Source organism: Cobetia sp. PDI-23MA (assembly GCF_059507735.1).
Map to the genome: position 1 here is coordinate 816,936 of NZ_CM183352.1, position 18,821 is coordinate 835,756.

The 18,821-nt window shown below is 58.2% G+C and carries 16 protein-coding genes; 8 read left to right on the forward strand and 8 right to left on the reverse strand.

The window, feature by feature from the left end; all coding sequences use genetic code 11:
* Positions 1–22: 22 nt before the first annotated feature.
* Both ftsZ and lpxC read left to right on the forward strand, forming a co-directional pair.
* Complete coding sequence (ftsZ, locus tag AC5WNJ_RS03530; RefSeq protein ID WP_043332494.1) at positions 23–1,189, forward strand: cell division protein FtsZ; 1,167 nt, start codon at positions 23–25, stop codon at positions 1,187–1,189.
* A gap of 450 nt (positions 1,190–1,639) precedes the next feature.
* A complete protein-coding gene (gene lpxC, locus AC5WNJ_RS03535) occupies positions 1,640–2,551 on the forward strand; it encodes a UDP-3-O-acyl-N-acetylglucosamine deacetylase (protein WP_495930383.1) in 912 nt (303 codons plus the stop codon).
* A 216-nt stretch (positions 2,552–2,767) separates the two neighbouring features.
* On the opposite strand, the gene AC5WNJ_RS03540 is transcribed toward lpxC, so the two are convergent.
* Entirely contained in the window at positions 2,768–3,247 is a 480-nt protein-coding gene (locus AC5WNJ_RS03540; protein ID WP_495930384.1) for a DUF721 domain-containing protein, read from the reverse strand.
* Positions 3,248–3,309: 62 nt separating this feature from the next.
* Here AC5WNJ_RS03540 and AC5WNJ_RS03545 point away from each other — a divergent pair, with 62 nt between their 5' ends.
* From AC5WNJ_RS03545 to AC5WNJ_RS03560, 4 genes are all read left to right on the forward strand, one after another.
* Positions 3,310–3,690: a hypothetical protein gene (locus AC5WNJ_RS03545; RefSeq protein WP_495930385.1), complete on the forward strand. Its 381-nt coding sequence runs from the start codon at positions 3,310–3,312 to the stop codon at positions 3,688–3,690.
* Positions 3,691–3,864: 174 nt separating this feature from the next.
* A complete protein-coding gene (gene secA / locus AC5WNJ_RS03550) occupies positions 3,865–6,627 on the forward strand; it encodes a preprotein translocase subunit SecA (RefSeq protein ID WP_176676313.1) in 2,763 nt (920 codons plus the stop codon).
* A gap of 89 nt (positions 6,628–6,716) precedes the next feature.
* Complete coding sequence (argJ, locus tag AC5WNJ_RS03555) at positions 6,717–7,940, forward strand: bifunctional glutamate N-acetyltransferase/amino-acid acetyltransferase ArgJ (protein WP_495930386.1); 1,224 nt, start codon at positions 6,717–6,719, stop codon at positions 7,938–7,940.
* 107 nt (positions 7,941–8,047) lie between these two features.
* Positions 8,048–9,001: a Nudix family hydrolase gene (locus AC5WNJ_RS03560; RefSeq protein ID WP_495930387.1), complete on the forward strand. Its 954-nt coding sequence runs from the start codon at positions 8,048–8,050 to the stop codon at positions 8,999–9,001.
* A 147-nt stretch (positions 9,002–9,148) separates the two neighbouring features.
* Here AC5WNJ_RS03560 and yacG read toward each other — a convergent pair whose 3' ends face one another.
* The 5 genes from yacG to pilB all read right to left on the reverse strand — a co-directional run bounded on the left by yacG (position 9,149) and on the right by pilB (position 14,150).
* Positions 9,149–9,394 carry a DNA gyrase inhibitor YacG gene (yacG, locus tag AC5WNJ_RS03565; protein WP_495930388.1) on the reverse strand — a complete coding sequence of 82 codons (246 nt, stop codon included), beginning with the start codon at positions 9,392–9,394 and terminating at the stop codon, positions 9,149–9,151.
* Entirely contained in the window at positions 9,387–10,037 is a 651-nt protein-coding gene (gene coaE / locus AC5WNJ_RS03570) for a dephospho-CoA kinase (protein ID WP_495930389.1), read from the reverse strand. The genes yacG and coaE overlap by 8 nt, the downstream gene beginning before the upstream one ends.
* On the reverse strand, positions 10,034–10,894 hold the full coding sequence (locus tag AC5WNJ_RS03575) for a prepilin peptidase (RefSeq protein ID WP_495930390.1): 861 nt from the start codon (positions 10,892–10,894) through the stop codon (positions 10,034–10,036). Before AC5WNJ_RS03575 ends, coaE begins: the two co-directional genes overlap by 4 nt.
* Before the next feature lie 91 nt (positions 10,895–10,985).
* Positions 10,986–12,224, reverse strand: a complete 1,239-nt coding sequence (locus AC5WNJ_RS03580; protein WP_495930391.1) for a type II secretion system F family protein — start codon at positions 12,222–12,224, stop codon at positions 10,986–10,988.
* A gap of 189 nt (positions 12,225–12,413) precedes the next feature.
* Entirely contained in the window at positions 12,414–14,150 is a 1,737-nt protein-coding gene (gene pilB, locus AC5WNJ_RS03585; RefSeq protein ID WP_495930392.1) for a type IV-A pilus assembly ATPase PilB, read from the reverse strand.
* A gap of 584 nt (positions 14,151–14,734) precedes the next feature.
* Here pilB and AC5WNJ_RS03590 point away from each other — a divergent pair.
* On the forward strand, positions 14,735–15,172 hold the full coding sequence (locus tag AC5WNJ_RS03590; RefSeq protein WP_495930393.1) for a pilin: 438 nt from the start codon (positions 14,735–14,737) through the stop codon (positions 15,170–15,172).
* Between the two features lie 70 nt (positions 15,173–15,242).
* Positions 15,243–17,009: a hypothetical protein gene (locus AC5WNJ_RS03595; protein ID WP_495930394.1), complete on the forward strand. Its 1,767-nt coding sequence runs from the start codon at positions 15,243–15,245 to the stop codon at positions 17,007–17,009.
* Between the two features lie 50 nt (positions 17,010–17,059).
* Here the strand turns inward: AC5WNJ_RS03595 and AC5WNJ_RS03600 are convergent, their stop codons facing one another.
* Complete coding sequence (locus tag AC5WNJ_RS03600) at positions 17,060–17,362, reverse strand: hypothetical protein (protein WP_043332474.1); 303 nt, start codon at positions 17,360–17,362, stop codon at positions 17,060–17,062.
* 54 nt (positions 17,363–17,416) lie between these two features.
* The gene (locus AC5WNJ_RS03605) at positions 17,417–18,775 is read right to left on the reverse strand and encodes a cation diffusion facilitator family transporter (protein WP_495930395.1); all 1,359 of its coding nucleotides are present in this window, start codon (positions 18,773–18,775) and stop codon (positions 17,417–17,419) included.
* Positions 18,776–18,821: the final 46 nt, after the last annotated feature.

Sequence of the window (18,821 nt, forward strand, 5' to 3'; positions counted from 1 at the left end):
TGTGATCCAGGAGACAGGGCATATGTTCGAACTGGTAGATAACGCACCCTCCAGCAGCGCGGTCATCAAGGTGATCGGTGTTGGCGGCGGCGGTGGTAACGCCGTCAATCACATGGTCGAGAGCAACATAGAAGGCGTCGAGTTCATCTGCGCCAACACCGATGCTCAGGCGCTCAAGCGCGTAGCCGCCAAGACTGTCCTTCAGCTGGGCAGTGAAATCACCAAGGGGCTTGGCGCTGGCGCCAACCCGGAAGTGGGCCGCCAGGCGGCGATGGAAGATCGTGAGCGTATCGTCGAGCTGCTGCAAGGCGCCGACATGGTCTTCATCACCGCTGGTATGGGGGGAGGTACCGGTACCGGCGGTGCTCCTGTCGTGGCGCAGGTCGCCAAGGAACTGGGTATCCTGACCGTGGCCGTCGTCACGCGTCCGTTCCCGTTCGAAGGGCCGCGTCGTCAGAAGGCGGCGGAGCAGGGCATGAAGGAGCTCTCCGAGCACGTCGACTCCCTGATCACCATCCCCAACGAGAAGCTGCTGTCAGTGCTGGGCAAGAGCGCCAGCCTGCTGAGCGCCTTCAGCGCCGCCAACGATGTGTTGCTGGGTGCCGTGCAGGGGATCGCGGAGCTGATCACCAGTCCGGGCATCATCAACGTCGATTTCGCCGACGTGCGCACTGTCATGTCCGAGATGGGCATGGCGATGATGGGGACCGGTGACGCCATCGGCGAGAATCGTGCTCGTGAAGCCGCCGAGAAGGCCATTCGCAGCCCGCTGCTCGAAGACATCGATCTGCACGGCGCGCGCGGTATCCTGGTCAACATTACGGCAGGCCCGGACCTCTCCATCGGTGAATTCAACGATGTGGGTGCCACCGTGCAGGAGTTCGCTTCTCCGGACGCCACCATCGTGGTCGGGACGTCCATCGACATGGACATGACCGACGAGCTGCGTGTCACTGTCGTGGCTGCGGGTCTCGACGGCCGCGTCGAGAAGCCGGCGGCGCGTGAAACGGCACCGGCCAAGCGTACCGTCGAGAAGCCGGCAGACTACCGCAGCCTGCAGACGCCGACGGTCACCCGTCAGGCCAAGGAAGAGCAGGAAGCGGCAGCCAAGAAGTCGGAGCCGCGCAAGTCGCGTGATATGGATGATTATCTCGATATCCCGGCCTTCCTGCGTCGCCAGGCTGACTGATGCGCACTGACTGACACGTCATTGACGCTCATGCGCCAGTCGGCACGAGGCTGAGATGACACGGCTCATCGTGAGTCTGACTTCACCCATCCGGGGTTTCCCGGGTGGGTGAAGTCGTTTCCGGGGCAGACAAAAGGGGCTTTCGCCGTCGGCCCGGGGCGCTGCCTATGCGTCGCGGGAGCATCCGCCAGTGCCGTGGGCGCGTAAGGAAGGGGGGCTTCAAGCTGCCTTGCACATTGATTATCGTTTTACAGCAGTACGAGTGAGAACTGTTTGGTGATTGCGTGTTCATACTCAGCACGAGGCCAGCAGGCGCGCGGGCAAGCCTCAATGGTGCTCGAAAGGCAATGTTGAATTTCCCTAGCAGCGGCAGGTGACAATTTGTTGAATTCCTGCATTGCTGTTATCATGAACACTGTTTCCAAATTCAGGCTGACTGGCTATCTCCCTATGATTCGACAAAAAACACTCCAGAATACGATCCGCGCCACAGGCGTTGGTCTGCACTCAGGTGACAAGGTTTACCTGACGCTGCGTCCCGCTCCGGTCAACACCGGCATCGTCTTCATCCGTACCGATCTCGAGCCGCAGGCTCATATCCGTGCCGATGCGATGAGCGTCCGTGACACCACCATGTGCACCGCCGTCTCCAACGGTGAAGCCAAGGTGACGACCGTCGAGCACCTGATGTCCGCCTTCGCAGGCCTGGGCATCGACAACTGCTTCGTCGAGCTGTCTGCGCCGGAAGTGCCGATCATGGACGGCAGCGCCGGCCCGTTCGTCTTCCTGATCCAGTCCGCTGGTATCCAGGAGCAGTCGTCGCTCAAGAAGTTCATCCGCATCAAGCGCGAGATCGAAGTGCGTGATGGTGACAAGGTCGCGACCTTCCTGCCGCACAACGGCTTCAAGGTGTCTTTCGCCATCGACTTCGATCACCCGGTGTTCGAACAGCAGAAGCAGACCACCACGGTCGACTTCTCCACCACCTCCTTCGTCAAGGAAGTGTCTCGCGCGCGTACCTTCGGCTTCATGCGTGACCTCGAGTTCCTGCGCTCCCAGAACCTCGCGCTGGGCGGAAGCCTCGACAACGCCATCGTCGTCGATGACTATCGCATCCTCAACGATGAAGGCCTGCGTTACGACGATGAGTTCGTCAAGCACAAGGTGCTGGACGCCATCGGTGACCTCTATCAGCTGGGTCACAGCATCATCGGTGAGTTCCGTGGCTACAAGTCCGGCCATGGCCTCAACAACCTGCTGTGCCGCGCACTGCTGGAAAATGCTGACTGCTACGAGATCGTCACCTTCGAGAACTCCGATGCGATGCCGATTTCCTACGCCTCTCCGGCGCTTGCCGTCTGAGTCGAGGCCAATGACATCTGCGAAAGCTGCAAGACGAGGTATTTCAGAAGAAAAGCACTCAGAGAGACAGTACCAGCAGAACACTGTGACCTAGCCCGTCCAGCCTGACAGCACTGCTCCGGCCTTAGCCAGCCGGAGATGGAAACGACAACAGCCGCGCCGCCCAGAAGGGCGGCGCGGCTGTTTGCATGCAGGACAAGAAATGCTTGAGTTGGCTCAGGGCGTCTCGGCGGCGTCGCTCGAATCCGATGCGTGGGCCGCCAGTCGCTCCAGGGCGAGACGCAGACGCTCGTCCCGGGTGTGGGAGGCGCAATCCATCAGGTGTTCCGCGGCAGCCTCTGGCAGGTGGCGCGGTTGGCGTGCGGGCACGAAGGCCGGACGGATCGGGCGGACCTTGAAGGCCAGGCGGGCGAGGGTGGCGAGTTCTGGCAGCTCGCGCAGCACACTGATCAGGCGACGCTGCTCATAGCGCAGCCAGGTCAGCCAGGAAGCGCGGCTGGTGATCAACGTCAAGGTGTCATCGTGATAGCCGCCGACGAAGACCTGTTCCTGCATGTCCTTGGGTAGTGCAGCACGCAGGTGCAGCTGGGCCTGCTCGAGCATGCGCGCCTGGCGCATGACGCTGCCAAGTTGCCCCTTGCCGTTCAACAGGCGCGCCGCGGGCTGGGCGCGGAAACGCTTAGCCTTTATACTCATGGGCTTGCATGCCGGTTCAGTGATTTCCGGCAATCTATCATGAGCGGGAGTCCGGCAACAGCATGAGCCTTGTCGATGCCACAGCACGCCCTCGCGCGTTACCGGATTCCGGTAGCGGCGCTTCGCGTCGCTGGTCGGTACGCACGGCGCCGCGCTGGCTGCTGGCAGGTCTGCTGCTCAGCTGTCTGTTCCCCGCTGGACTGAGCGCGGCGCAGGTCGAGCGCGTCAATCTGACACTGGCCAGCATCCAGTTGCTGGCACCCGCGGTGATTCGTGCCGAGAGTCGCCGCCAGGGACTGCGCTACCTGCGCAAGCGGGTGCGTCGTGCACCCCAGGCCAGTCCCAACCTCCCGCGTCAGCGCTCCTTCGTTTCCTGCACACGCGTCCTGCTGCGTGGTCTCGTCAATGCCATCGCGCCGCGTGCGCCGCCCATTCTGTCCTGACACCCCGTTCATCGTTCGCGCTGAGAATGATGAGGTTCGTTTTTTCTTTCGAGCGTAATGCCTGATGGGCCCCGGGCCACATCGAGCTGCTTGTCATCGCGTTTGGCGGCAGCGCTTGAGTGTCATGATATGTGAAGGCGTGCCCCGACCCCGGGTTACGTACAAGGACAGAATATGCTGGGTAAATTCCTGACCAAGGTAGTAGGTTCCAAGAATGATCGCGAAGTGAAGCGCCTGCGCAAGCGGGTCAACGCGATCAATGCGCTCGAGAGCGAGTTTGAGCCACTCTCCGATGAGGCGCTGACAGCCAAGACCGCGGAATTCCGCGAGCGTCTCGCGCAAGGGGAAAAACTCGACAAGCTGCTCCCGGAAGCCTTCGCGACAGTGCGTGAGGCCAGCAAGCGCATCATGGGCATGCGTCACTTCGATACCCAGATGGTCGGTGGCATGGCGCTGCACGAAGGTCGCATCGCCGAGATGAAAACCGGTGAGGGCAAGACGCTGGTGGGAACGCTCGCGGTCTACCTGAATGCACTGACCGGCGAAGGTGTCCACGTGGTGACGGTCAACGATTATCTGGCCACCCGTGATGCCAACTGGATGCGTCCATTGTATGAATTCCTCGGTCTGAGTGTCGGTGTCATCTACTCCGGCCAGCCCAATGAAGACAAGCGCGCCGCCTATCAGGCCGATATCACCTACGGTACCAATAACGAATACGGTTTCGATTACCTGCGCGACAACATGGCCTTCTCGCTGGAAGACAAGGTCCAGCGCAAGCTGCACTTCGCCATCATCGATGAGGTCGACTCCATCCTGATCGATGAGGCGCGCACGCCGCTGATCATCTCCGGTCCGGTGGAAGAGAATACCGACCTCTACAAGATCATCGATCGCATGGCGCGCGAGCTCGAGCAGTGCAGCGATGAGGAAGATCCAGAAAGCGGCGACTTCACCCTCGATGAGAAGCAGAAGCAGGTCGAGCTGACCGAGTTCGGTCACCAGAAGGTCGAGGCGCTGCTGCGTGCCCAGGAGCTGCTCGGGGAAGAGGACTCCCTGTATGCAGCCCAGAACCTGAGCCTGCTGCACCACGTGCACTCTGCGCTGCGTGCCCAGAACCTGTTCGTGCGTGACGTGGATTACATCGTCAACAACGGCGAAGTGGTCATCGTCGATGAGCACACCGGGCGTACCATGGTCGGTCGTCGCTGGTCTGAAGGTCTGCACCAGGCGGTCGAGGCCAAGGAAGGCGTTGCCATCCAGAAGGAAAGCCAGACGCTGGCATCCACGACCTTCCAGAATTACTTCCGTCTCTACGACAAGCTGTCCGGCATGACCGGTACGGCCGATACCGAAGCCTTCGAATTCCGTCAGATCTACAACCTCGACGTGATGGTCATCCCGACCAACAAGCCCATTGCGCGCAAGGACATGAATGATCTGGTCTATCTGACCGCGGAAGAGAAGTTCAACGCCATCATCGAGGATGCCCGCGAGAAGGTCGCGGAAGGTCGTCCGGTGCTGGTGGGTACCGCCTCGGTCGAGACCTCCGAGCTGCTGTCGCAGATGATGCACAAGGCGGGCGTCAAGCATCACGTCCTCAATGCCAAGCAGCACGTCAGCGAGGCCGCCATCATCGCCCAGGCGGGTCGTCCGGGCGCCGTGACCATCGCGACCAACATGGCCGGTCGTGGTACCGACATCATGCTGGGCGGCAACTGGGAAGCCGAGCTTGCCGAGCTGGAAGCGCCGACCGAAGAGCAGATCAACGAGATCAAGCATGGTTGGCAGGAGCGCCACGAAGCCGTGCTGGCGGCAGGGGGTCTGCACGTGATCGGCTCCGAGCGTCACGAATCACGCCGTATCGACAACCAGCTGCGCGGTCGTGCCGGTCGTCAGGGGGACCCGGGTTCCACGCGCTTCTTCCTGTCGCTGGAAGACAGCCTGATGCGCCTGTTCGGCTCTGACCGCGTGCAGCGTCTGATGGGCGCGCTGGGGCTCGAGAAGGGCGAAGCCATCGAGCACAAGATGGTCTCCAATGCCGTCGAGCGCGCGCAGAAGAAGGTCGAGGGTCGCAACTTCGACGTGCGCAAGCAGCTGCTTGAGTACGATGATGTCGCCAACGACCAGCGCAGCGTGATCTACGAGCAGCGCAACGACATCCTCGAAGCCGACGAGATCGCCGAGAACATCGCCGGCATCCGTCGCGAGGTGTTGGATGACGCCATCTCCCTGCGTGTGCCGCCGCAGAGCCTGCCGGAACAGTGGGACCTGCCGAGCCTCGAGAACGACCTCAAGACCGACTTCAACCTCGACTTGCCGCTGGTGCAGTGGGCGGAAGAGGACGAGCACTTCCATGAGGAAACGCTGCGTGAACGTCTGCAGGCCGCCCATGAAGCGCTTTATGCCGACAAGGTCGAGGCCGTCGGCCCTGAGCTGATGCGTCGCTTCGAGAAGCAAGTCATGCTTCAGGTGCTGGACACGCGCTGGAAGGAGCACCTGCAGGCGATGGACAACCTGCGTCGCGGTATCCACCTGCGCGGCTATGCCCAGAAGAATCCGAAGCAGGAATACAAGCGCGAAGCGTTCGAGCAGTTCCAGGCGCTGCTGGTCAACATCAAGTCCGACGTGGTGCGCATCCTCAGCCACGTGCAGGTGCGTCGTCAGGAAGAGGTCGACACGCTGGAAGAAGAGCGTCGTGCCAACCTCGAGCGTGAGCAGGCCAGTGCCGAGACGCGCCGTGTCGATGAGGACGCGGTCAGTGAAGACGGTGTCCAGGCGGCCGAAGAGGTCGTCGAGGCACAGTACGGTGCGCAGCCTCAGGCCCAGGGCGATGGCGAGCCGATGCGCCGCGATGTGCCCAAGGTCGGTCGCAACGACCCGTGCCCGTGCGGTTCCGGCAAGAAATACAAGCAGTGCCACGGCAAGCTGAGCTGACACTGAGCCATACAGCCTCCCTGCGAGTCATGTCGACTCGGCTCGCAGGGGGCAGTAGTCACAGAACACCATGATTGGAGACGTGAGCGATGGCGGTAGGGCCTTCCACTTTTCCCGCTGACATGCCGGCGATTGCCGGCTTTCAGATCGGGGTTGCTGAAGCCGGTATCAAGAAGCCGGGTCGTCGTGATCTGGTGATCATGGCCCTCGAGGCAGGGTCGCGTCTTGCAGGCACTTTCACCCGCAACGCCTTCTGCGCGGCGCCGGTTCATGTCGCACGTGAGCACCTCACGGCAGGCGTCGCAGGGCCGCGTTATCTGGTGATCAACACCGGCAATGCCAATGCGGGGACTGGGGAGCAGGGCATGACCGATGCTCGCGCGACCTGCCAGGCATTGGCAGAGATCGTCGGCTGTGATGCTCGGGCAGTGCTGCCGTTCTCGACAGGCGTGATCGGTGAACCCTTGCCGATGGACCGCCTGACGGCGGCGTTGCCGACAGCCTTTGCCAACCTGGGCGAGGGCGACTGGTCTGCCGCGGCGCATGGGATCATGACCACCGATACGCGGCCCAAGGGCAGCTGGCGGACACTGACGCTGAGCAATGGCGAGAGCGTGACGCTGGCAGGTGTCTCCAAGGGTTCCGGCATGATCTGCCCGAACATGGCGACCATGCTGGGCTTCGTGGCCACCGATGCTGATCTCGCCATCGATCAGGTGGCGCTCGACGCCATGCTGCGCCGGGTGGTGGTCAAGAGCTTCAACAGCATCACCGTCGATTCCGATACCTCCACCAATGACGCCTGCATGCTGGCTGTCACGGGGCAGGCCGGGCGTGTCGAGGGTGAAGACCTGATCGCGTTCGAGGCCGCCCTGGCGGAAGTCATGCTCGAGCTGGCTCAGGCCATCATTCGTGATGGCGAGGGGGCGACCAAGTTCGTCACCATCGAGGTCAGCGAGGCACGTTCACAGGAAGAGGCACGTGCCGTCGGCTTTACCGTCGCGCACTCGCCGCTGGTCAAGACAGCCCTCTATGCCAGCGACGCCAACTGGGGGCGCATTCTGGCGGCCGTCGGACGTGCGCCGCTGGAAGCGCTGGATGTCACGGGTGTCGCGATCACGCTCAATGGCGTCACCATCGTCGAACAGGGCGGCCGTGCCGACAGCTATACCGAAGCCGCCGGCAGTGCCGCCATGGCCGAGGAGGAGCTGGTGATCGGCATCCGCCTGGGACGTGGACAGCAGGAAGCTCGCATCTGGACATCGGATCTGTCCCACGATTACGTCTCGATCAACGCTGATTATCGTAGCTGACGCCCGAGGGTGGAGGCCTACGCTGAAACGGTAATGCAATATCTCCCGCAGGCTTCGCCTCTCGAGGCGGAGTCGGATGTACAACGCGAGTCAAAGGTACAGGCATCATGCCCAAGCGAAGGGTTCACGTGGCGGCTGCCGCCATCTTAAACGAACAGGGCCAGGTCCTGATTGCACGTCGTCCCTCGACGGTGGATCAGGGCGGCTTGTGGGAGTTTCCGGGTGGCAAGCTGGCGCCTTACGAAACCGGTCTGGAAGCGCTCAAGCGTGAGCTGTGCGAAGAGCTGGGCATCGAGATCATTCGTGCTCAGCCGCTGATCCGTATTCATCACGAATACCCGGACAAGCACATCCTGCTGGATGTGTGGGAAACGCGTCAGTTCACTGGCGAACCCTTTGGTCGTGAAGGGCAGGCAGTGCGCTGGGTCGAGATCGAGGATCTCTACAAGTACGCCTTCCCGGCGGCGAATCTGCCGATTCTGCGGGCGGTCTCGCTGCCGCGCGAGTACCTGATCACGCCGGAAGAGGCCGATGAGGACGTCTTCGAGACGCGTCTGACGCGTGCATTGGATGAGGATGGCGTGCGTCTGGTCCAGCTGCGCGCCAAGGAGCTGGATGAGGCGGCCTATATCGCGCGTGCCGAGAAGGCGCTGGCGGTCTGTCATGCGCGTGGTGCCCGTCTGCTGCTCAATGCCGAACCCTCCATGCTCGACAAGGTCGATGCGGATGGTATCCACCTGACCAGCGTGCGTCTGGCGGAGCTGGCGGAAAAGGGCGAGCGTCCGATTGCCGCCAACAAGTGGCTGTCTGCCTCCACCCACGATCAGCAGCAGCTGGATCAAGCCGGTCGTGTGGCGTGCGACTTCGTGTCACTGTCACCGCTGCGTGTGACGCCATCGCACCCGGAACGTCCGCCGCTGGGCTGGCACGACTTCCAGGGGCTGGTCGAGCAGGCGTGCATGCCGGTCTACGCGCTGGGTGGCATGTCCCGCCATGACAGCGACCACGCACGCGCCGTCGGTGCCCAGGGTATCGCCTCGATCCGTGATTTCTGGAAGTGATGCTCGCGCGTTGATGGCAGTTGCCTGAACAAAAAAAGACCCTCGAGGCTAGCCTCGAGGGTCTTTTTTTGTTCAGGCATCTTGGTTGCCGAGCATCTTGAGTGACGAGCTTTGGACCAGCCTGAGTCAGCAGGGCTCTCTCGAGCGCTACTGCTGATGCATGTCGCGTTCCATGCGCGCCACCATCTCGTCGATGCTGGTCTCATCCATGGCGGGCTCACCGGCGATGCTGTGGGATTCGTCAGCCCAGGCACCAAGATCCAGCAGTTGGCAGCGTTTGCTGCAGAAAGGGCGAAACTCGCTGGCGGCACTCCATACCACGTCGGTACGGCATTGAGGGCAAGCGACGGTCAAGGGTGTCTTGCCATTGGGGGCAGCGGTGGCATCAGACATGAGGGGTGTCCTGAAACGGTGTATGGGGGGCGCTCAGTGATCGATAGTAGGCATCCATGGCCCTTACCTGTTCACGAAGATGCGCCAAGCTTCCGTCATTGTCGATGACATCGTCGGCCTTGGCCAGTCGTGTCTCGCGTGGCAGTTGGGCCGCGAGGATGGCGCGTACCTGCGCTTCGCTGACACCATCGCGGCTCAGCGTGCGCTCAAGCTGGATATCCTGGCTGACATCTACCACCAGGGTACGTGAGACGAGGCTGTCCTGGCCGGACTCGAACAACAGGGGAGAAACCAGCAGGCGATAGGGGCTGGTCATGGCCGCCAGATGCTCGACGATCCGCTCCCGGATACGCGGATGGGTGCAGCGCTCCAGCCATTGGCGTTCCTCGGGAGCCGCGAAGATCCGCTCGCGCAGCGCGGCGCGGTCAAGCTCGCCCTGCGCCGTGACGGTTGACTCGCCGAAGTGGGCGATGATCTCGGCCAGTGCGGTCTCGCCGGGGCGCACGATCTCGCGCGAGACATCATCGGCATCCACCCACTGGATGCCCAGCTCGCCGAAGAGTCGCGCGACGCTCGACTTGCCGCTGCCGATGCCGCCGGTAACACCGATGATGGGGCCCTGGGTTGAAGAGGACGTCGTCATACGCCGATCACGCTCAGGTAGAGGCTCATCAAGGGCGTGCCAAACAGCAGGGCGATCCAGCCGGCAACCGCCAGATAAGGCCCGAAGGGCATCGGGGCGCCGCGCAGACGCGGAACCAGCAGTTGCAGCAGGATGCCCAGAACGGCCCCAAGACCGGCGGACAGAATCAGCAACAGCGGCAACCACTGCCAGCCGAGCCAGGCACCCAGCGCGGCGAGCAGTTTGAAATCACCGTAGCCCATGCCTTCCTTGCCGGTGATCAGCTTGAATAGCCAGTAGAAGCTCCACAGCACCAGATAGCCCGCCATCGCGCCGATGACAGCACTGGGCAGCATCAGAGGCTGGAACAGTAACTGATAGGCGAGACCTGCCCACAGTAGCGGCAGAGTGATGGCATCTGGTAGCAGCTGGGTGCGGAAGTCGATGACTGACAGCACCAGCAGGGTCAGACAGGCACCGAAGATCCACAGGCTCTGTGCCTCCAGGCCGTAGATCAACGCAATGGACGCACCAAGTGCGCCACCGGCCAGTTCCACCAGCGGATACTGCGCGCTGATACGCGTATTGCAGCTGGCGCAGCGGCCACGGCGTTTCAGCCAACCGAGGATGGGGAGGTTGTCGTGCCACTTGATTGGCGTGTCACAGCCCGGGCAGCGTGAAGCTGGCACCAGCAGGTTGAAGCGCGGTGTATCTTCGGCTTCCAGCTCCAATGCCTCGCGGGCCTCGGCGCGCCATTGGCGCATCATCATCACGGGCAGGCGAGTGATGACGACATTCAGAAAGCTGCCGATCAGCAAACCGAATATACCGGCCAGGCAGGCCTGCAGAGTGGGGGAAAGTTGGGCGAGTGATTCCACGAGTCGTCCTTGTCAGTAAATGACACGGCCGCGTCCTTTTGGTGGCGCGGCCGCTTGGCATGAAAGCTTCTTTCGAGATACAGGCCGCGTGCTAGATCGCGTTGCCCAGCTCGAAGATGGGAAGATACATCGAGACCACAAGCCCGCCCACCAGGGTGCCTAGCACCACGATGATCAAGGGCTCCAGCAGTGAGGTCAGGGCATCTACCTTGTTGTCGACATCTTCTTCGTAGAAATCCGCCACCTTGTTGAGCATGGCATCCAGTGAGCCGGATTCCTCGCCAATCGCTACCATCTGTACTGCCAGTGTCGGAAACAACTGGGTATTGCGCATGGCGAAGTTCAGCTGCTGGCCGGTAGAGACATCTTCCTTGATCTGGGCAATGGCACGCTCGTAGACCTTGTTGCCTGAGGCGCCGGCGGCAGTATCTAGCGATTCCACCAACGGAACACCGGCCTGAAAGGTCGTGGCCAATGTGCGTGAATAACGAGCGACAGACGATTTATCCAGGATATCGCCGAGTACCGGTACCTTGAGCATGAAGCGGTGACTGGCGTAGGCAAACTTGTCAGAGCGCTTGATCGCTTGCGCAATAAGTACGACGGCCAGGATGATCGCGCCTAGCGCAATATACCAATAATTCTGCGCATGCTCCGACAAGGTGATCGTCAGCTGGGTAAAGGCTGGCAGCTCTGCGCCGAAGCCCTGGAAAAGACTCTCAAACTGTGGGACTACCTTGATCAAGAGGATGGCTGTTACCCCGATCCCGACGCCGATCACGGCGATAGGGTAATACAGAGCTTTCTTGACGCGCGCCTTGAGGGAATCAATCTTTTCTTTGTAGGTCGCGACACGGTCGAGCATCTTGTCCAGGGCGCCCGCCTGTTCACCGGCTTCAACCAGATTGGCAAACAGCTTGTCAAAGTGCTGGGGATGTTTGCGCAAGGCTTCCGAAAAGCTGGCGCCTGCTCCCACCTGATTCATCATGTCTTCGACCAGATGACGCATGCCCGGACTCTTCATGCTTTCGGCCACGATGCCAAATGCCTGAAGTACCGGTACGCCAGCGCGGATCATGGTCGCCATCTGACGGGCGAACATGGTGACATCCTTGCCACTGACCTTCTTGCTGCCGCCAAACAGGGAGGACTTCTTGCGCAGGCGCTTGACCACGATGCCCTGGCTGGTCAGCGTGTTCTTGACCTGGTCGACGCTGGCCGACATCAGCTCGCCCTTGACGTTTTCGCCGCGCGAGTTCTTGCCCGACCATTGCCAGGTCTCGATGCCCGCTTTCTTCTTGTCTTGCTTGGCAGTTCTGGAGGTTGCCATGTCAGTTATCGTTCCCTGATAAATGGGATCAGGCATTGTGGGTGAGCCATGATCAATGCCTTGTCTGCTTGACGTCAATGTGCCTGATGAGCACACAAAAGTCAGCGTCGATGAAAATAGTTCACATCGGCATCCTCAACGCTATCGAGCCGCTTGCTCGGGGGATGTGAGCAACCTGGGGCATCACGATCAATCCTTGGTGATGCGATTGACTTCTTCCAGCGAGGTCATGCCCGACATCACCTTGCGCAAGCCGCTACGCCTCAGGTCTGAAAGCCCTTCCTTGCGGGCTTGGTCTGCCAGCTCGATGGCGGTGCCCTCACGCATGATCAAGCGGCTCATCTCGTCCGAGATCGGCATGACTTCATAGATGCCGACTCGCCCCTTGTAACCCAGGGTGCACTGACTGCAGCCGACGGGGCGGAAGATGGTCGCTGCCTCGAGTTCTGCTGCACTGAACCCATTGTCTTCACTGAAGCCCATCGAGGCCATCGCCTCGGGCGGAATCTCCGCGGGCTGGCGGCAGTGGGTGCACAGGCGGCGAGCAAGGCGCTGAGCGATGATCAACGAGACGGAACTCGCGATGTTGAAGGGGGCAATTCCCATGTTGCTCAGACGTGTCAGCGTCTCGGGCGCTGAGTTGGTGTGCAAGGTAGAAAGCACCAGGTGTCCGGTCTGGGCAGCCTTGACACCAATCTCGGCGGTTTCCTTGTCACGAATCTCCCCCACCATCACCACATCAGGGTCCTGGCGCAGGAAGGCGCGCAGGGCCGAGGCGAAATCCAGGCCGATCTTGGGCAGCACGTTGACCTGGTTGACACCTTCTACCTTGAGCTCGACCGGGTCCTCCGCCGTCGAGATATTGCGCTCCGGGGTATTGAGGATATTCAAGCCGGTATAGAGCGTCACGGTCTTGCCGCTGCCGGTAGGCCCAGTGACCAGAATCATGCCCTGTGGCTGCGCCAGCGTCTTCTCGAACATGGCGCGCTGCTCGGGCTCGAAGCCCAGCGCTTCAATGCCCATCTTGGCCGAACTGGGGTCGAGAATACGCAGCACGATCTTCTCGCCATACACGGTCGGCAGTGTATTGACACGGAAATCGATGGAGCGGGATTTGGACAGTCGCAACTTGATCGCGCCATCCTGCGGCAAGCGGCGCTCGGAAATATCCATGCGTGACATGACCTTCAAGCGCGCCGAGATACGGTTACGCATATTGAAGGGCGGGCGAGTGTTCTCGATCAACATGCCATCGATACGAAAACGAATGCGATAGGTGGATTCGTAGGGCTCGAAGTGGATATCCGATGCACCACGCTTGATGGCATCCAGCAGTACCTTGTGAACGAAGCGCACCACGGGCGCATCATCACTGCTGGCCGTGATCGCCATATCCTGGCTCTTGTCTTCCTCACTCTCGAAATCCAGCCCGTCGAGCGCTTCGCCGTCTTCGCCAAGTATATCCATGGCGCTTTCTTCGCCGGCTTCCAGGTACTGCTCCAATGCCGGCGCCAGCTGGTCGGCAGCGACCAAGACACTCTCGATCGACAGGCCGGTGGCAAATTGCAGCTCATCGAGATGCGTGAGGGTTGAGGGTGAGGGCACGCCGACGGTCAAACGATGCTCACGGCGATAGAGTGGCAATACCCCCAGCTTGCGCAACACCTTCTCGGGTAGTTCATCAATGGCGGGCAGTGAATCGGTGCGAATGGCATCGAGATCCACATACGGCAGGCCATATTCCCAGGCGGCTGCCAATGTCGCGTCACGTGCCGTCACCAGGCCGTGCGCGATGATATGCAGCAACAGGCTTTCCCCTGCCTCATTGGCTTCCTGTTCTGCCAGCTGTGCTGCCTGGGGTTCGAGCAGGCCAGAGTCGACCAGTCGAGCGGCAAATCCTTTTAGCGTGTGTTCTGACTGAGGCATGACACTCTTCCTGTTGCAGTGGCCGGTGGGGCTACTCTAACGACTTCAAGCGTGAAGCAGGCGCTGATCTGCTGTACGAGAACACTGGTGCGGCAAGCCATCGTATGACAAACCTCATATTACCGAAGAGTGTAGCTGGATTGCCCAGCGCTAGGAATGGCGCATTCGTGACATGCGTGACGAGGAAGGGGGGGGTAGGGGGCGTGGAAGGGAGCTAGCCATACGCTGGTGGGGCGGGAGTAACGTTGAAGCGCGTCTGAAGCTCGATCACAACGTTTTTGTGTTCGTTGCTTGCAATGTCACTGAGTGTAATCTATTGTAACAACCAAGCAGCCGTCAGCGCCGCCAGGAAAGCGTCTTGCGACATGCCAATGGCACCTGAACTGTGGCTGTGGTATCACTCGTCCCGTCCGGTCGACACCCCGTGATATCAAGATGTTATGCTGATGAAGATGTTGTTGGGAATAATGGAATCAAACATCCACACTGACATTCTTCTGTAACATCCTGCTGGTCAGGGAAGGTAACCGGGGTATCAGGACGTACGACCTGATCTCACTACGCAAAGGCAAGGGAGTCACACCATGACACGCAAGCAACAAGCTGGTTTTACACTTATCGAACTGATGATCGTTATTGCCATCATTGGTATTTTGGCTGCTATAGCAATTCCGCGTTATCAGGATTATACTAAGCGTGCTAATGTCTCTGAAGGTCTGCAGTTGGCAGCAGCAGCAAAAACAGCAGTTACTGAAGTTTACTCGACCTCAAGTTCATTTCCTGAAACTAATGCAGCTGCCGGTCTCCAGGAGGCCAGCACTATTAACGGAAATGCGGTTGACTCTGTTACTGTTGGCGCAAACGGTGTTATCACGGTCAATTATAATAGTACCGTAGATGACGGCGCGGAGATCACTCTCACTCCTTCCGCTGCATCTGGTGGCAGTATTACTTGGAGTTGTGGTAAAAATGCAACCATGGATGATGCATGGGTGCCTGCAGACTGTCGTTCTGGTTCATAATATCAATCTATGACCTTAAAAGGGGCTGCACTGACGTGCAGTCCCTTTTTTATTGATATGAGGGATCTAAATGTATAGGGTTACAGCTTTTTTGGCCATTTTACTATTTTATCCGTTAATGCAACTAGGGCAGCGTATACCTAGTGAAAATATGCCCCAAAAATTCTTTAATTTAGATTTTTCTATGCAAGACTTCTCTAGGTATGACTTCTATATTACCGGAGTATATCTATTGGTCTATTTGGTCTTCTGTCTATGGGTTTTATTCATTGCTCTTCTAGCCTCGCGATGGATCCTTAGTGTTTCAAAGCAGCGAGTAAGACCTATATTTATTAATGTTCTAGTCGCTTTCATTCTGTTCCTGGTACTTGATGTAGTGAATGGAGTCAAATTCCCTAATTCGCAATTCAAAATTTTAGATTTAAGCTCCAATGAATTTTGGATGAAGTATATAGGTACGATTTTAAGTTTATCCTTATCACTTTTTATAGTGTTTTTTAGTGATTCCTGTAGACGGCATTTAGCATTAATATCGCTTCTGCTTATGCCATCAGTACTTCTGGTTGTTAACTTTTCTCTTTATAAATGGAGCGATGGTTATACGAAGAAAGGTGTGAATAATATAACCTATGTTTTAGGTGTTGACTCAGTTAGAGCAGATGCACATTCTCTACTGGCTAATAACTCTACCTTTTTAGCTTCTAAGCATTTGTCTTCTTACAATAATGCTTGGTCACCTGTAGGAAGAACATATGCTTCTTGGAATGTATTGACTACAGGGCTAGCTCCTGAGAATAACAGAGTAAGATTCAATTTATCGAGCATTGAACCTAAGTGTACGATGTTTAACATTTTTGAGGACCATGAGTGGAATATAATTTATGGGTCAGATGAAAAAAGGTTTAATCATATTGGAGAAAAATGCTCACTTGAGAATAATCTTGGCTCGTCTACACAAGCATTAGATTTTGTTGCAGCGTCCCCTTTGTTAGATATGCCATATTATAACCTATTGTCTGAGTACGATTTTGTTTTCAAAGAGATTCTTCCATTCCATATTCATAATAGAGCTAATGCTGTTACTTACGATCCATACCTGGCTGCAAAATATTATGCTATAAAAGCAAAGAGTAAAATTATGGCTGGAGATAACTTGTTGGTATTTCATTTCACCCTTCCTCACATGCCTTGGACTCATCGTTGGAGTCACCTTTCTCAAGCCAGTGATAATCGAAAGTATGAAGTGATGGTGGAGGATGCTGGCCGTGCATTAGATATCTTTACTGATGTTATTTCAAGAATTGATAGCAATAGTTTTGAAGGGGTTATATGGTCTGATCATGGTGAATCATTCACACAGCATAGCTCACATGAAAATGACTTGTTTTGCTGTAGCAACGTTGGTGGACATGGTACTTCAGCTGAAATATTGGAGCAGTATAATATATTCATTTCCTTCTCAAATATAATTAATGATGAGTTGGTGTACTCCGGCGATAGTTTTATAACTAGTCTGGATATACTCCCTACGTTGATCGACTGGCATTTCGATAAGACTATAGTTAGTGATGGCTGCAATCTATTGCGGTTGTGTGGAACTTCTTTAGCGCGTAGCTTGACTATTGAGTCTGGCTTTACAGTAAAAGAAATGTTAAAAAAGACTCCAGATCTATCTAAGATTATGGAGCAAGGAATAGCTGCCTATACTGTAAAGGAAGGGAAAGTAATCCTTAGAGCTGAATTCGAAGAAGAATTGATACGCACAAAAGGGTACAAAACCGTACATGGGATAATGAGTGTCAAAAGTGAAAAGAAAAGTTATAGAGATATTCACTGAGCTTTTCAATCGTTAGCTAAGTCAGGCTACCTTCCGGTAGCCTGATGTTATCAATAAAGCGCTTCTTCCTCTTCCACCACATCCTTCAGCAGCTCCAGGAACAGCTTATCTGCATCGGAGTGCTCTGCCGGATCTTCCGGGATATGGATGCTGGTGGTATCAGAAATCTCGTTGGCGATGATGGCCAGCACCGCTTGCTCATTCTTTCCCTGTTCTGCCCCTTCCTTGAGGCGCGCTCGCGCCACGACCAGTGACTGCTCGAGAATCTTCGGGTCTTGCAGCAGCTTGCGGATGAAGCCTTTCAGCTCACTGATGATGCGTGTCTTGTGCATTTCGCCGGATGCGTTGCTCATGGCGTGCTCCTTGTCTGGTGGATGTCTGTCGTTGCCTGCAGTGTAACCCACACTTCAGTGCTGGTGGAGATGGGATGTCACGCCAATCGATAGTACGCCGAACCATTCAAGATCCGCTGCGAGGCGTTCCATTTCGGCGATTGATGCGTTGCGCGTGTCGCTGTCGCGGTAACATTGCAGAGCATCTTTCACATCCTCTTTCACGTCCTCTTTTGCAGCACCTTGCGTGACCTTCTCGGGCCTGCTTTCCAGGGCATCAGCGGGTAGCTCCAGCAGTATATCGACATGCGGGGCTGACGAGGCGATGTCAGTAGGCGTGGTGGCATGGTTGACGTAATGCAGGGTGAGGCCACTGCGCGCCTGCCAGAGGGGCGACTGCCGCCAGCATTCATCGAGTGCGGCGATGATGTCGTGGCGTAAAGGCAGGGGCTGCCGCCGCGTGGGCTGCGCTAGGCTGGCCTGACCGAGATGCGAGTCGTCTTCCGGGTCGATGTGATAGATCACGTCACTGAGCTGGGGGAATTCGGCCTTGAGGCGAGCCACGGCGTGGTGGCCGATGGCATGGCCTTCCGAGACGCTGATGCGTGGCGCGACCAGCAGGTGGACCTCCAGCACGATGCGGCCGGCCAGCGTGCGGCTGCGCAGGTCATGTGCGCCACGTACCTCCGGCAGTGACAGCAAGCACTCACGCATGGCGTGTTGCTGTTCACGTGGCAGGGCGGTGTCGATCAGTTCGCGGGAGGCCTCCCAGGCCAATGAAGCGCCGATCTTGCCCACCATCACACCAACGATGACCGCCGCGATGCCATCCAGCCAGCTTGCCCCCAGTTGGGTACCGATCAGGCCTACCAATACCGCCACCGTGGAGAGCGCATCGCTGCGCGAGTGCCAGGCATTGGCCTCCAGCAGCCTGGATTTCTGCTTGCGCGCGACCTTCAGCGTAGCGCGAAAGATACCTTCCTTGCCGAGCAGCGAGATGATCGCGATGCCGATGCCCAGCGCGCCGGGTAGCGGGATGGTCAATGAGCCGAACATCAGTTCCCAGCTGCGCAGGATACCTTCCCAGCCTATCGCGCCTGCCACGGCCAGCAGCAGGCTGCCGAGCACCAGAGTCCCGAGCGTCTCGATGCGCTCATGCCCCCAGGGATGTGAGCGGTCCGGTGCCTGGCGGCCGAAGTGAGTCGCCACCAACACGAAGGCATCCGTCACCAGGTCTGACAGGGAATGGATGCCATCGGCGATCAGCGCCTGCGAGCCGACCATCTTGCCGATCACGAGCTTGGCGACACCCAGCACGCCATCCAGCGCCGCGCCGATCAAGGTGATGCGCTGTGCCTCACGTTTGGCGCTTGCCGTGCTCGCAGACTCCGTGGATGACGATGGTGGCATGGAGGGTGGCACGGATGGTGGCATGGCAAGGCTCGCTCAAAGGGGAGTCGGGTGCGTCATGAAGTCAGCG

Bases quoted from the DNA above. Each gene is read 5' to 3' on its own strand.
- argJ (WP_495930386.1), top strand. From the start codon at position 6,717: ATGGCGGTAGGGCCTTCCACTTTTCCCGCTGACATGCCGGCGATTGCC.
- AC5WNJ_RS03540 (WP_495930384.1), bottom strand. From the start codon at position 3,247: ATGAGTATAAAGGCTAAGCGTTTCCGCGCCCAGCCCGCGGCGCGCCTG.
- AC5WNJ_RS03560 (WP_495930387.1), top strand. From the start codon at position 8,048: ATGCCCAAGCGAAGGGTTCACGTGGCGGCTGCCGCCATCTTAAACGAA.
- AC5WNJ_RS03600 (WP_043332474.1), bottom strand. From the start codon at position 17,362: ATGAGCAACGCATCCGGCGAAATGCACAAGACACGCATCATCAGTGAG.
- yacG (WP_495930388.1), bottom strand. From the start codon at position 9,394: ATGTCTGATGCCACCGCTGCCCCCAATGGCAAGACACCCTTGACCGTC.
- AC5WNJ_RS03545 (WP_495930385.1), top strand. From the start codon at position 3,310: ATGAGCCTTGTCGATGCCACAGCACGCCCTCGCGCGTTACCGGATTCC.
- AC5WNJ_RS03580 (WP_495930391.1), bottom strand. From the start codon at position 12,224: ATGGCAACCTCCAGAACTGCCAAGCAAGACAAGAAGAAAGCGGGCATC.
- AC5WNJ_RS03595 (WP_495930394.1), top strand. From the start codon at position 15,243: ATGTATAGGGTTACAGCTTTTTTGGCCATTTTACTATTTTATCCGTTA.
- AC5WNJ_RS03605 (WP_495930395.1), bottom strand. From the start codon at position 18,775: ATGCCACCATCCGTGCCACCCTCCATGCCACCATCGTCATCCACGGAG.
- coaE (WP_495930389.1), bottom strand. From the start codon at position 10,037: ATGACGACGTCCTCTTCAACCCAGGGCCCCATCATCGGTGTTACCGGC.
- pilB (WP_495930392.1), bottom strand. From the start codon at position 14,150: ATGCCTCAGTCAGAACACACGCTAAAAGGATTTGCCGCTCGACTGGTC.
- ftsZ (WP_043332494.1), top strand. From the start codon at position 23: ATGTTCGAACTGGTAGATAACGCACCCTCCAGCAGCGCGGTCATCAAG.
- secA (WP_176676313.1), top strand. From the start codon at position 3,865: ATGCTGGGTAAATTCCTGACCAAGGTAGTAGGTTCCAAGAATGATCGC.
- lpxC (WP_495930383.1), top strand. From the start codon at position 1,640: ATGATTCGACAAAAAACACTCCAGAATACGATCCGCGCCACAGGCGTT.
- AC5WNJ_RS03590 (WP_495930393.1), top strand. From the start codon at position 14,735: ATGACACGCAAGCAACAAGCTGGTTTTACACTTATCGAACTGATGATC.